Genomic DNA, 12,282 nt, shown 5'->3' on the forward strand with positions numbered 1-12,282 from the left:
TGTGCGGCCCGTGAAAGAGCCGGTTGTGCGGTCATGGCGTAGCAGATCCGCCACCTTTCGATCCGGCGGTACACCTATATCGACGGGCTTCGCCGACTCTCCCGAGATCCGTCAAAGTAGCGGGGCGCGTCCCGTCAATCTTCGCTGCATCTCGACATCAGTCCTCCGGACCAAGGACCGATGCGCCCCGCGTGGTCAACCACTCCAGGGGATCGACGGTGTCTCCCGACGGCGATTCCACCTCGAAATGCAGGTGCGGACCGGTGGAGTTGCCGCGATTGCCGACCGTCGCGATCCGCTGACCGGCCCTGACCCGCTGGCCGACCGACACCGTGTTGTCGTTGTTGTGGCCGTAGGTGGTCACGGTTCCGTCGTCGTGCCGGATGCGGACCCACAGTCCGAAGCCCTTGGCCGGACCCGCGCTGATCACCTCGCCGTCCGCGACCGCGACGATCGGCGATCCGAGCGTGTTCGCGATGTCGATGCCCGCGTGCTTGCGACCGTCCCCGAAGGTCGAGGTGACGCTGCCCGCGGTCGGTGCCACGACGCGGCGGGTCGACGGGGCGCTCCCCGTCCGGCCCCCGGTGTCGTCCTCGGTCACCGCCGACTCCGAATCTGTTTCGCCGGAAGGACTCTCGTCCGGCAGCGTTGCGGTGTCCGCGTCGTGGCCCGGATGCTCGCCGTCCGTCTGACCGAGCTCGATGGCGGCGAGCAATCGAACGATGAGCATCGGATCGATCGCCGTGAACTCGTCCGAGCAGGCCGCGACCGCAAGCTCCGCATCGGCGGCGGCGTAGGGGCTCAGGCATTCGGAGAGTCCACGCTGTGCCGACACGAGGTCCGCGAGCGATCCGTTCGCCTCCGCGTTCTCCAGGCTGTCGCTGGTGATGTTCGCGATCGTCTGCCAGAGGGCTGGATCGACGAGGGTGTCGGCCGCCTCGTCGGGTGTCGAGGACAGCAGGCCCGCGACCAACCCCACGAGTGAGGGATCTGCGACATCCGGACGTGGTGTTGCGGCGGCCGCGGTCCCTGCGGTCAGTGCCGCCGTGATGGCGGCGGCGAGGACACCGGCCGTCGACCGGGCGATTCGTCGATGGGCGACACGAGTACTCGTCGGGCGCATCTGGTGGCCTTCCGTCTGAGCTGCCGGGCCCGGCGACGGTCGTGCCGGACCGGGTCAGGGTAATCTACTATTTACGTACGTAGGTAGTAGGTGAATTGGTCGTTCCGCCCGTGGCGGCGGATGGCAGAGGGGGACAACGGTGCGGGTGCGGGGGTTCGGCGAGCTCGAGGCGGCCGTGATGGATCGGCTGTGGAGCCGCGAGGGGGCGACGACGGTGCGTGAGGTCTTCGACGACCTCCTGGCGGACCGCGAGATCGCCTACACCACGGTGATGTCCACGATGGACAACCTGCACCGCAAGGGCTGGCTCGAGCGTGAACGCGTAGGCAAGGCCTTCGCCTATTGGCCCACACTGACGCGGGAGCAACACACCGCGCGGCTGATGCGCGAGGCCTTCGAGGGTGGCGGCCGATCCGATGTCGTCCTGACGCACTTCCTGGAGCAGATGAGCGAAGAGGAATCCGCGACGCTGCGCGACGCGCTGCGTCGCCTCGCCGATCCCGGGGGCGCCTGATGGGAATGGGGGCGTTCCTGCTGCTGTACTCGGTGCTGATCGCCGTGTTCGCGCCCTCTCTGCTGATCCGGCTCACGCGCCGGGGCAACGCCCCCCGACTCGGGGTCGCCGCCTGGACGACCGCCATCGCGAGTGCGCTGGCATCGTGGGTCGCCGGAGCGGCACTGCTGGCCGTCGAACTGTCGCATGCGATCCCCGCCTCGGGCGCGGGGATCGTCGGATCCTGCCTTCGGTGGTTGCGCGGGCTCGCCGGCGACGGGGTGGCCGTCGGGGTGCAGATCGGCCTGCTCGCGTCCGCGAGCGCGGCGGCGGCCGTCGTGGGGTGGCGGCTGGTTCGCGGCCTGATCACGATGCGCAGACGGACCCACGCACACGCGCGCGACGCCCGGCTGGTGGCGCGACGCGTCCGGGGGGTCGACGCCCTCGTGCTGGACGCAGGGGAACGGGCGGCCTACTGCGTTCCCGGGCGTCCGAACGTCATCATCGTCACCAGTTCCGCCCTGGAAGCGCTCGGCGCACACGAACTCGACGCCGTTCTCGCGCATGAGCGAGCCCACCTGAACGGGCATCACCCGCAACTGGTCGCGGTGCTCCGGGTGCTGGCCGAGACGCTGCCGCGTGTGGCCCTGTTCAGTGCAGGGGCAGCCGAGGTCTCGCGGCTGCTGGAGATGTGCGCCGACGACGCGGCGACCCGGATCCACGGTAGGAGTGCGCTTCTCGCCGGACTGATCGCCCTTGCCGGGTCGGGTCCTGCCCCCGCCGAGGCGATGGGTGCCACCTCCGTTGCCGTCCTCGACAGGGCCGGTCGGCTGGCGGCGCCCCTGCCCGCGCCGGACCGGGGTCGCGCGCGGGCCCGGCTCGCCGCCGCGAGTGTCCTGCTCGCCCTGGTTCCCGCGCTGATGGCCGCCGCGGGCGTGATGTGGTGCCCGCCGGTGGTCCTGTGATCGGACGGCCCCGCGTGCGGGCGGCGATCCTGGTCGGCGTCGCCTATCTGCTCGCACACACGATCGCGCAGTGCGTGTTCGCGGTCGAACACGGCCGCGAGTCCGGGTCAACGCACGTGCTGTCGGCATCGACCATCGAAACGGAACTCTCACCCGCGCATGCCCACATCGGTGATGCCGCGGGGCACGCGGCGCACGCCGAGCATGCCGTCGCATCGTTGCCGCGTGTCGACAACCCGCTGCGATTGCTCGCCGTCGTGGTGGCGATCGTCGCGGTGGCGGTCGCAACGGTGTTGTGGTCCGCGCCGTCCTCGCGAGCCCCGCCCGCGGTGTCCGAACCCGCGCGCCAGGGGCGCGCCGTCCTGATCGAGCTGTGCATCGACAGGTGCTGATCGGTTCCAGACGGACCCCCGAGTTCTCCTCGGCGTTCCGTCATCGCGACCTCCGATCACACCGACTGCGCGCGGCGCAGCCGACACACAGGGACTTGATGTCACATGAACACGTTCGCGACCACGATCGACACCATGCCGCCGACCGACTCCGTTGCGGCGCCTGCGGCGCAGCTGCTGACCACCGCCGGGCGCTGCCCGAGGCCGAGCACGATGGTGGGGAACACGCCCGTGCTCTGGATCGGCGAACCCTTCGCCGATGCAGGCCGCGGGTTCTGGGCGAAACTCGAGGGTGCCAATCCCGGCGGGATGAAGGACCGGCCCGCGCTGTACATGGTGGAACAGGCGCGGCGCAGGGGCGATCTGGCTCCCGGCGCGATGATCATCGAATCAACAAGCGGCACATTGGGTCTCGGTCTCGCACTGGCCGGGATCGTGCACCGGCACCCGGTCACGCTCGTCACCGACCCGGGAATGGAACCGATCGTGCACCATCTGCTCGCCGCCTACGGGGCGTCGGTGGAGTTGGTCACCGAACCGCACGCGACCGGTGGGTGGCAGCAGGCGCGGCGGGACAGGGTGCGCGAGCTCCTCGAACGACACCCCGGATCCTGGTGCCCGGATCAGTACCAGAACCCCGACAACGTCGACGCTTATGCGTCGCTGGCGCTCGAGCTGATCGCGCAGCTCGGCAGGGTCGACGTGCTGGTCTGTTCGGTGGGGACCGGAGGGCACTCGGCCGGTGTCGCCAGGGTTCTACGCCGGTACTGTCCCGATCTCAGGCTGGTCGGGGTGGACACGGTGGGCTCGACGATCTTCGGGCAGCCTGCGGGCACCCGGATCATGCGCGGCCTCGGGTCGAGCATTTATCCGGCGAACGTCGACTACCCGGCGTTCGATGAGGTCCATTGGGTGGCGCCGTCGGAGGCGGTGTGGTCGTGCCGGACCCTCGCCGCGACCCATCACGCGAGTGGTGGGTGGAGCGTCGGAGCCGTCGCACTGACCGCGGGCTGGGTGGCGCGGAACTCGGCCCCCGACGTCCGCGTGGCCGCGATCTTCCCGGACGGGCCGCAGCGATACTTCGACACCGTCTACAACGACGAATTCTGCGCGTCGAACGGACTGTTCGGCGGCCCCCCTTCTGCGGAGCCGGTGACGATCCACCGACCCGATGACCAGGTCGTGGACCGATGGACGCGCTGCGCCACCGTCGTCGATCCGAGCGGGCCGGACGCATGAGGCGGCTCGTCGACCGGTTCCGGAGCTTCGACCGGCCGAGCCGGGTCCTGATGGTCAACCAGTTCTCGATCAACATCGGCTTCTACATGCTGATGCCGTACCTCGCGGGGTACCTCGCGGGCCCGCTCGGGCTGGCGGCCTGGGCCGTCGGGCTCGTGCTCGGGGTCCGCAACTTCTCCCAGCAGGGCATGTTCCTGGTCGGCGGCACGCTGGCCGATCGATGGGGGTACAAGCCGCTGATCGTCGCCGGATGCCTGTTGCGCACCGGCGGTTTCCTCCTGCTCGCGATGGTGGACTCGTTGCCAGCGGTCCTCGTGGCCGCGGTCGCGACCGGATTCGCCGGGGCATTGTTCAATCCCGCGGTGCGCGCGTACCTCGCCGCGGACTCGGGGCCACGCCGCATCGAGGCCTTCGCGGTGTTCAACGTCTTCTATCAGGCGGGGATTCTGCTCGGGCCCCTCGTGGGACTCGCACTGACGGCCTTGGACTTCCGCGTCACCGCCATGGTCGCGGCGGCGGTGTTCGCGGTCCTGACCGTTGTGCAGATCTGGGCCCTGCCGACGCGCAGGGGCGAGTCGGTGGTGGCTCGAACGTCCGTGCTCGACGACTGGCGGGTGGTCGTGTCGAATCGTCCGTTCGTGCTGTTCGCGGTCGCAATGATCGGGTCGTATGTGCTCTCGTTCCAGGTCTACCTCGCACTGCCGTTGCAGGCGGCGGTCGTGGCGGGGGAACCCCGTGCCGAGACCGCGTTGGTGACCGCGATGTTCGTCCTGTCGGGGACCGTGGCGATCGCGGGTCAGCTGCGGATCACGTCGTGGTTCGCCCGCCGATGGGGTTCGGGCCGAAGCCTGGTCGTCGGGATGGCCGTCATGGCAGCGGCGTTCGTTCCGTTGATCGTGGTGCCGGGGACCGGCCTCGGATGGTGGTCCGCGGCGGGCGCGGTGCTGCTGACGGCGGTCCTGCTGGCGGTCGGGACGGCGGCGGTGTTCCCCTTCGAGATGGACACGATCGTCGCGCTGTCGGGCAATCGACTCGTCGCGACGCACTACGGCTTCTACAACACGGTTGTGGGGGTGGGCATCCTGCTCGGGAATCTCGGCACCGGCGCGGTGTTCGGGCGGGCCCGCGAGGCCGGGCTGGGGGCGCTGACGTGGGTGGCGCTCACGCTCATCGGCATCGCCTGTGTCGGTTTCCTGTATCTGCTCGAGCGTTCGGGTCGGCTGGACCCGGAGCGCTCGCCGAGGTCCGAAGAGGAGTTCGTGTGATCGATCCAATCCGCGGTGGGCAGCGACCGCGCCCGACCGAAACAGTCAGATCGGCTCGTCGGCGCAGGCTGGGTGGGATCGCCGCCGCCACACTGCTCGTCGGGGGATGCTCGGGCGGTGCCGACAACACGCGCGACGCGTCGGCCGAACCACCACCGAACATCGCCTCGGTGCAGATGACGGCGCCGCTCGATCATCTGCACGGACTGCACGTCGCCACCCGATGGACGGTGCTCGCGGGCACCCACACCGGCCTGTACGCCATCGACCCTTCGGGCCAGACGGTGCGCGTGGGCGAATCGGACGACGACCTGATGGGTCTGGCGGGCGTCGCGCTGACCGATACCCTCTACTCGTCGGGGCACCCCGGTCCGTCCAGTTCGGCCCCGAACCCCCTTGGCCTCAACGAGAGCGCCGACGGCGGCCGGACCTGGCACAACAGATCGCTGGCGGGTGAGGTCGACTTCCACGCCCTCGCGTCGGACGGTGCGCTGCTGGTCGGATTCGACGGCATCGACGGACTCCGGGTGTCGACCGACGGGGGTACGAATTGGACCGCAGGCGCGTCGGTGCCGGTCGCCTCGCTCGCGATCGCCGCGGACGGCGTCTGGGCCGTGACACCGGACGGCCTGCAACGCAGCGTCGACGCGGCGGCGTCGTTCGCGGTCGTGGCGGACGCCCCAGACCTGGTGATCATCTCGGCGGGCGCGGACGGCTCGCTGTGGGGTATCGACTCCGGGGGCACGGCCTGGCGAAGCGATCTGGCGCGGAGTTGGCAGCGGGTCGCAGCCGTCGGCGAGGTGGAGGCGCTCGCCGCGGCCGACTACGAGCGGGCATACGCCGCGACCTCCCGGGTCCTGCACACGCTGGGCTGACATCGAGTCCGGGCCCGCTGCGATGTGACGGTCCGCGGCCACGCCGCCGCGCATACTGAACGCCATGCGGCGTCTGGGGTTTCGCGGCCGACTCGGGCTGGTGGTGGTGCTCGCCGTCGCGGTCCTGGTCGCGGTGGGGTTGTTGCAGTCTCGCGGGACAGACACCGACCCGGCCGCCGCCGGAACCGGGGCGGTGAGCACTGCACCAGCAGGCGATCCGGCGCCCGACCCGCTGGCGGGCATCGCGGTCGTGGCCAAGCGCACCAAGGTGCCCGGCTACGACCGCGACCGCTTCGGCCCCGCGTGGACCGACGACACCGACGCGCCGCTGGGCCGCAACGGCTGCGACACCCGCAACGACATCCTCGAGCGCGACCTGGTCGACAGGGTGAACTTCGACATCTGGCGCTGTCCGTGGGCGGTCAGGAGCGGGACCCTGCACGACCCGTACAGCGGCGCCGTGATCGCCTTCCAGCACGGCGACGACACCAGTAGCGCGGTTCAGATCGACCACATCGTCTCGCTCGCTCTCGCCTGGGACATGGGCGCGAGTGCCTGGACTCCGGAGCGCCGCATCAGGTTCGCGAACGACCCCGTGAACCTGATCGCCGTGGCGGGGGAGGCCAACTTCGCCAAGGCCTCGCACACCCCCTCCGGCTGGATGCCTCCCAACGAGGCGTTCCGCTGCGACTACGCGCACCGTTTCACCTCGGTGCTCCTGGAGTACGGGCTGCCGATCGACAGGGCGTCCGCCGAGGCACTGCGCGGTGCCATGCGAGTCTGCTGACCCGGGCTCAGGCCACGACCGTGCGCTGCGGCACCCCCGAGTACTGACTCAGCGGTCGGATCAGCGCGTTGGAGCCGCCCTGCTCGATGATGTGCGCGGTCCAGCCGGTGATGCGGCTCATCACGAAGATCGGTGTGAACATCTCGACGTCGAAACCCATCAGGTAGTACGCGGGCCCGGTCGGGAAGTCGAGGTTCGGCTTGATGCCCGTCGCGCCCACCATCGTCTTCTCGAGGATCTCGTAGATCCGCACCCAGTTCTCGCCGCCGGTGTGCTCGGCGACATCGGCCAGCGCTGACCTCATCGTCGGCACCCGCGAATCGCCGTTCTTGTAGACCCGGTGGCCGAAGCCCATCACCTTCTCCCTGGCGGCGAGCTTGGCAAGCATCCAGTCCTCGGCACGGTCGGGGGTGGCGATCTCGAGCATGTCGTGCATGACGGCCTCGTTCGCGCCGCCGTGCAGCGGGCCCTTGAGCGCGCCGATCGCGGCGGTCACCGCGCTGTAGATGTCCGAGAGTGTCGAGGTCACCACCCGCGCCGCGAAGGTCGAGGCGTTGAAGCTGTGCTCCGCGTACAGGATCAGCGACACCTCGAAGGCCCGCACGATCGCCGGGTCGGGGACCGTGCCGAAGCACATGTTGAGGAAGTTGTCCGCGAACCCCCGGTGCGAGTGTGGCGCGATCGGATCGAGCCCGCGCCTGCGCCGGAAGTCGGCCGCGACGATGGTCGGGAGCACCGCCGTCATCCGCAGCGCCTTCGCGAGGTTCTCCTCGCGCGAGTTGTCTTCTTCCGCCGGGTCTTCCGCGCCGAGATAGCTGATCGCGGTGCGGACGACGTCCATCGGGTGACAGTTGTCGGGCATCTTGGCCAGCAGCGACAGCAGCGAACGGTCCGCCCGGCGCGCCGCGCGTTCGCGCTGGCACATCAGCTCCAACTGTGCGGGCGTGGGAAGCTCGCCGTACCAGAGCAGGTACGCGACCTCCTCGAAGCTGCAGTGCGCCGCGAGGTCCTGCACCGCGTACCCGCGGTAGGTCAGCGAGTTGGTCTCGGGGACCACCTTGGAGATCGCGGTGGTGTCGACCACGACACCCGCGAGGCCCTTGTAGATCGTCGGGATCGCCTCGGTCATGAGCCACTCTCCTCAATGCGGAAGTTGAAGATGCCGCTGTCGAATTCGTTGTAGCGCTCGTACTCGAGCAGTTCGTAGAGCCGGCTGCGGTGCTGCATCTTCTCGAGCAGCCCGGACTGGGTTCCCTGGGCATGGATCTCGCGGAGACCCTGCTCGGCCGCGTACATCGCCAGCCGCAGCGTGGTCACCGGGTAGATCACGGCGTTGAAGCCGATGTCCTCGAGCGTCTTCGCCGAGATGAGGTCGGACTTGCCGAACTCGGTCATGTTCGCCAGCAACGGGATGTCCACGGCCGCGCGGAACTTCTCGAACTCGGCCTCGGTGTGCAGGGCCTCGGTGAAGATCAGGTCGGCGCCCGCGTCCGCGTAGGCCTTGGCCCGTTCGATCGCATCGTCGATCCCGTTGATGCCCGCCGCGTCCGTGCGGGCGCAGATCACGAAGGTGGGGTCCCGGCGAGCCGAGACCGCCGCGCGCAAGCGCCGCACCATCTCGGCCGTCGGCACCACGGCCTTGCCGTCGAGGTGGCCGCACCGCTTGGGGTTGACCTGGTCCTCGAGGTGGCAGCCCGCGATCCCGGCGTCCTCGAGCACGGTGACGGTGCGGGCCGCACTCATCGGCTCGCCGAATCCGGTGTCCGCGTCGATCAGCACGGGCAGGTCGGTGACGCGGGCGATCTGCCTGCCGCGCTCGGCCACCTCGGTCAGGGTGGTCAGCCCGATGTCGGGCAGCGCGAGGTCGGCGGAGACGACGGCGCCGGAGACGTAGACGCCCTCGAAGCCGATCTCCTGGATCAGCTTGGCGACCAGGGGATTGAACGCCCCCGGCAGGCGCTGGATCGAACCCGACGTGAGGCCGCGCCGAAACGCGATCCGTTTGTCGGACGCGGAGGTGGCGGCGGCGAGCAGGCCCGACATCAGAACAGCCCCTTCGGCGACTTCGGTGCACGGGCGAGCACGTCGTCCGCGACGGTGAACGTGAGCTGGTTCAGCTCACCGGACCCCAGTTCGGGGGTGCGCTGCGCGGCCTCCAGGAAGCGGTCCTGCTCGGCCGGGGCGACGATGCCCTCGGCGATCGTGCGGAACTTGGCGATGTACTGGTCCCGCGCGAAGGGGCGCGCGCCCAACGGATGTGCGTCGGCGATCGCGAGCTCGTCGACGATCACCTCGCCGCTCTTGAGCGTCACCTCGGCGCGGGCGCCGAACGCCTTCTCGTCCGGGTCGGTCGAGTGGTAGCGGCGGGTCCACTCCGGGTCCTCTGCCGTGGAGATCTTCTGCCACAGCTCGATCGTGTCCGCGCGTTGCGCGCGCTCGGGCGCGTACGAGCGCTCGTGATGCCAGGTGCCGTCCTGCAGAGCGACGGCGAAGATGTACATCACCGAGTGGTCGAGGGTCTCCCGGGACGCGGTGGGGTCGAACTTCTGCGGATCGTTCGAGCCGGTGCCGATCACCACGTGCGTGTGGTGGCTCGTGTGCAGGACGATCGAGGCGATCTGGTCCAGATCGCCGATCCGGCCACGCATCCGGCGGGCCAGGTCGATCGGGGCCTGGCTCTGGTATTCCGCCGAGTGTTCCTTGGTGTAGGTGTCCAGGATCGCGCGCTTGGCCTCGCCGGGACCGGGCAGCGGAACCCGGTACTCGACCTTCGGCCCGCCGAGCAGCCAGGCGATGACGCCGTCCTCACCCTCCCAGATCGGCGACGGCGCGCCCTCGCCACGCATCGCGCGGTCCACGGCCTCGACGGCCATCTTCCCGGCGAACGCCGGTGCGTAGGCCTTCCAGCTGGAGATCTCGCCCTTGCGGGACTGACGCGTCGCGGTGGTGGTGTGCAGCGCCTGACCGACGGCCTGGTACACCGTCTCGGTGTCCAGGCCCAGCAGGGTCCCGATGCCGGCGGCGGCGGAGGGGCCGAGGTGGGCGACGTGGTCGATCTTGTGCTCGTGCAGGCAGATCGCGCGCACCAGGTCGACCTGGATCTCGTAGCCCGTTGCCAGCCCGCGGATGAGATCGGCGCCGCTACGACCCGCGTGCTGGGCGACGGCGAGGATCGGCGGGATGTTGTCGCCGGGGTGTGAGTACTCGGCGGCAAGGAAGGTGTCGTGGAAGTCGAGCTCGCGGACGGCGACGCCGTTGGCCCAGGCGGCCCACTCGGGCGAGTAGGTACCGGCCACCCCGAACACGGTCGACCCGGGGCTGTACGGGTGCGACAGCGCCTGGGCGCGCGCGTTCGCGACGGGGCGGCGCACGAGCGAGGCGGCCGCGACGGCCGCGTTGTCGATGATCCGGTTGACGATCATCTCGGAGGTGGCGGTGGGGACCTCGACCGCGTCGGTGGCGACCTCGGCGATCCTCCAGGCCAGGTGCTCCGGCCTGGGGAACTCCTCCGCGGACCGGTGTGTGCGTACGAGATGTGTCTTCATCAAATCCTCCGTCGTGATGCCTGCTGCTTCCCATTCGCACGCTACGCATGGCACAAGGCGCATGAAATACGTTGCACTTGCCTATTTCTGCGTGAGATGACCGCAGTTCTTGCGAATCTTGTGAATTCGTGCGCGGTAGTCTCAGGGGCCAGTGAGGAGTGGTCCGATGAAGAAGATGTACGCAGGAGCCCGGTTGCGACGGCTCCGCGAGGAGCGGCACCTGTCGCAGCTCGCGCTGGCGAAGACGCTCGGGCTCTCGCCGAGCTACGTCAATCAGCTCGAGAACGACCAGCGCCCGCTCACGGTGCCGGTGCTCCTCAAGCTCAACTCCGAGTTCGATCTCGACGTCCAGTTCTTCGCGGCGGATTCCGACGCCCGCCTGGTCGCCGATGTCCACCAGGCGCTGGCGGAGACGTCCGAGTCCGGCGACGTCTCGCTCGCGGAGCTCGACGAGCTGGTCGCCCGGATGCCCGCGGTTGGCCGAACCCTGGTGACGCTGCATCGCCGCCTGCATGCGGCGAACGACCAACTGGACCAGTTCTCGGCGCAGCTGTCAGGGGAGGCGCAGGCCGGGTCCGCCCGTGTTCCGATGCCGTACGAGGAGGTTCGCGACTTCTTCTACGATCGCCGCAACCACATCGCCCGGCTCGATGACGCCGCGGAGCAGATGTTCACCCGCAACGAGCTGACCATCGGTGCGCTCGATCTGCAGCTCGCGAGGCTGATGCGCGATCGGCACGGCGTCACGGTCCGGATCCGGACCGATGAACCGGATCAATTGGGCCCGAAGCGTTTCTATGACCCAGAAAGGTCGACCCTCACGCTCGCGAGGCGGCTCACGGCGGGTCAGCGCGCCTTCCAGATCGCGATGCAGTTGGCCTTTCTGACGCAGGCCGAGACGATCGACTCCATTGTGGCGGAGGATGATTCGCTGAGCGCCGAATCCGCGGCGCTCACACGGATCGGGTTGGCGCACTACTTCGCGGGAGCGCTGGTCTTGCCGTACAGCCTGTTCCTGGACGCGGCGGAATCGCTGCGATACGACATCGACCTGCTCGGCATGAAGTTCGAGGTCGGCTTCGAGACGATCTGTCACCGGTTGTCCACGCTGCAGCGGCACCGTCAGCGCGGGGTGCCGTTCTTCCTCGTCCGCACCGATCGCGCAGGGAACATCTCCAAACGGCAGTCCGCCACCGCCTTTCACTTCTCCCGGGTTGGCGGGAGTTGCCCGCTGTGGGTGGTCCACGAGGCCTTCGCCAATCCCGGCCGAATTCACACGCAGGTGGCGAAGATGCCCGACGGGCGGACATATCTGTGGGTGGCCAGGACCACGCACAGCGGCGGCCTGGGATACCTGGCGCCCGAACGCAACTTCGCGATCGGGCTCGGCTGCGACATCGCCTACGCCGATCGGATGGTGTACTCGCGCGGCATCCAGACCGACGATCCGGCGACGATCGTGCCGATCGGCGCCGGGTGCAAGGTGTGCGACCGCCCCGCGTGCGCGCAACGCGCGTTCCCGCAGTTGGGGCGGTCGGTCCTGGTGAACGAGAACAGCAGCGGCCACCTGCCGTACCCGCACACGTAGCCGCACCCGC

12 protein-coding genes are annotated in these 12,282 nt (G+C 69.3%); 8 read left to right on the forward strand and 4 right to left on the reverse strand.

All coding sequences use genetic code 11. The features are described from left to right. Positions 1-157 precede the first annotated feature (157 nt). A complete protein-coding gene (locus BR31_RS0100655; RefSeq protein WP_027499237.1) occupies positions 158-1,123 on the reverse strand; it encodes a M23 family metallopeptidase in 966 nt (321 codons plus the stop codon). A gap of 139 nt (positions 1,124-1,262) precedes the next feature. Between BR31_RS0100655 and BR31_RS0100660 the strand changes: the two genes are divergently transcribed. The 7 genes from BR31_RS0100660 (at position 1,263) to BR31_RS0100690 (ending at position 7,139) form a co-directional block, all read left to right on the forward strand. Continuing rightward, complete coding sequence (locus tag BR31_RS0100660; protein ID WP_027499238.1) at positions 1,263-1,637, forward strand: BlaI/MecI/CopY family transcriptional regulator; 375 nt, start codon at positions 1,263-1,265, stop codon at positions 1,635-1,637. Then, complete coding sequence (locus tag BR31_RS0100665) at positions 1,637-2,581, forward strand: M56 family metallopeptidase (protein WP_027499239.1); 945 nt, start codon at positions 1,637-1,639, stop codon at positions 2,579-2,581. Before BR31_RS0100660 ends, BR31_RS0100665 begins: the two co-directional genes overlap by 1 nt. Further along, positions 2,578-2,973: a putative copper homeostasis (lipo)protein LpqS gene (locus tag BR31_RS0100670; RefSeq protein ID WP_231496322.1), complete on the forward strand. Its 396-nt coding sequence runs from the start codon at positions 2,578-2,580 to the stop codon at positions 2,971-2,973. The genes BR31_RS0100665 and BR31_RS0100670 overlap by 4 nt, the downstream gene beginning before the upstream one ends. A gap of 135 nt (positions 2,974-3,108) precedes the next feature. After that, positions 3,109-4,212: a PLP-dependent cysteine synthase family protein gene (locus BR31_RS0100675; RefSeq protein WP_197023536.1), complete on the forward strand. Its 1,104-nt coding sequence runs from the start codon at positions 3,109-3,111 to the stop codon at positions 4,210-4,212. Next, positions 4,209-5,477: an MFS transporter gene (locus BR31_RS0100680; RefSeq protein ID WP_027499242.1), complete on the forward strand. Its 1,269-nt coding sequence runs from the start codon at positions 4,209-4,211 to the stop codon at positions 5,475-5,477. Before BR31_RS0100675 ends, BR31_RS0100680 begins: the two co-directional genes overlap by 4 nt. 68 nt (positions 5,478-5,545) lie before the next feature. Continuing rightward, complete coding sequence (locus BR31_RS0100685) at positions 5,546-6,352, forward strand: F510_1955 family glycosylhydrolase (RefSeq protein ID WP_027499243.1); 807 nt, start codon at positions 5,546-5,548, stop codon at positions 6,350-6,352. Between the two features lie 64 nt (positions 6,353-6,416). Further along, on the forward strand, positions 6,417-7,139 hold the full coding sequence (locus tag BR31_RS0100690; protein WP_051636849.1) for an HNH endonuclease family protein: 723 nt from the start codon (positions 6,417-6,419) through the stop codon (positions 7,137-7,139). A gap of 7 nt (positions 7,140-7,146) precedes the next feature. Here BR31_RS0100690 and BR31_RS0100695 read toward each other — a convergent pair whose 3' ends face one another. The 3 genes from BR31_RS0100695 to prpD are packed head-to-tail and all read right to left on the reverse strand — an operon-like array spanning position 7,147 to position 10,684. Next, complete coding sequence (locus tag BR31_RS0100695; protein WP_027499245.1) at positions 7,147-8,268, reverse strand: bifunctional 2-methylcitrate synthase/citrate synthase; 1,122 nt, start codon at positions 8,266-8,268, stop codon at positions 7,147-7,149. Then, a complete protein-coding gene (gene prpB / locus BR31_RS0100700) occupies positions 8,265-9,182 on the reverse strand; it encodes a methylisocitrate lyase (protein WP_027499246.1) in 918 nt (305 codons plus the stop codon). The genes BR31_RS0100695 and prpB overlap by 4 nt, the downstream gene beginning before the upstream one ends. After that, positions 9,182-10,684, reverse strand: a complete 1,503-nt coding sequence (prpD, locus tag BR31_RS0100705) for a 2-methylcitrate dehydratase PrpD (protein WP_027499247.1) — start codon at positions 10,682-10,684, stop codon at positions 9,182-9,184. The genes prpB and prpD overlap by 1 nt, the downstream gene beginning before the upstream one ends. Before the next feature lie 166 nt (positions 10,685-10,850). Here prpD and BR31_RS0100710 point away from each other — a divergent pair, with 166 nt between their 5' ends. Then, positions 10,851-12,272: a short-chain fatty acyl-CoA regulator family protein gene (locus BR31_RS0100710; protein ID WP_027499248.1), complete on the forward strand. Its 1,422-nt coding sequence runs from the start codon at positions 10,851-10,853 to the stop codon at positions 12,270-12,272. The last annotated feature ends 10 nt before the right edge of the window (positions 12,273-12,282 follow it).

The organism is Rhodococcus sp. UNC363MFTsu5.1 (assembly GCF_000686785.1).
GTDB classification, from domain to species: Bacteria; Actinomycetota; Actinomycetes; order Mycobacteriales; family Mycobacteriaceae; genus Rhodococcus_G; species Rhodococcus_G maanshanensis.

What these genes read in the sequence shown, in the direction of transcription:
- BR31_RS0100655 (WP_027499237.1), bottom strand. Translation starts at nt 1,123, where the DNA reads ATGCGCCCGACGAGTACTCGTGTCGCCCATCGACGAATCGCCCGGTCG.
- BR31_RS0100665 (WP_027499239.1), top strand. Translation starts at nt 1,637, where the DNA reads ATGGGAATGGGGGCGTTCCTGCTGCTGTACTCGGTGCTGATCGCCGTG.
- BR31_RS0100675 (WP_197023536.1), top strand. Translation starts at nt 3,109, where the DNA reads ATGCCGCCGACCGACTCCGTTGCGGCGCCTGCGGCGCAGCTGCTGACC.
- BR31_RS0100680 (WP_027499242.1), top strand. Translation starts at nt 4,209, where the DNA reads ATGAGGCGGCTCGTCGACCGGTTCCGGAGCTTCGACCGGCCGAGCCGG.
- BR31_RS0100690 (WP_051636849.1), top strand. Translation starts at nt 6,417, where the DNA reads ATGCGGCGTCTGGGGTTTCGCGGCCGACTCGGGCTGGTGGTGGTGCTC.
- BR31_RS0100695 (WP_027499245.1), bottom strand. Translation starts at nt 8,268, where the DNA reads ATGACCGAGGCGATCCCGACGATCTACAAGGGCCTCGCGGGTGTCGTG.
- prpB (WP_027499246.1), bottom strand. Translation starts at nt 9,182, where the DNA reads ATGTCGGGCCTGCTCGCCGCCGCCACCTCCGCGTCCGACAAACGGATC.
- prpD (WP_027499247.1), bottom strand. Translation starts at nt 10,684, where the DNA reads ATGAAGACACATCTCGTACGCACACACCGGTCCGCGGAGGAGTTCCCC.
- BR31_RS0100710 (WP_027499248.1), top strand. Translation starts at nt 10,851, where the DNA reads ATGAAGAAGATGTACGCAGGAGCCCGGTTGCGACGGCTCCGCGAGGAG.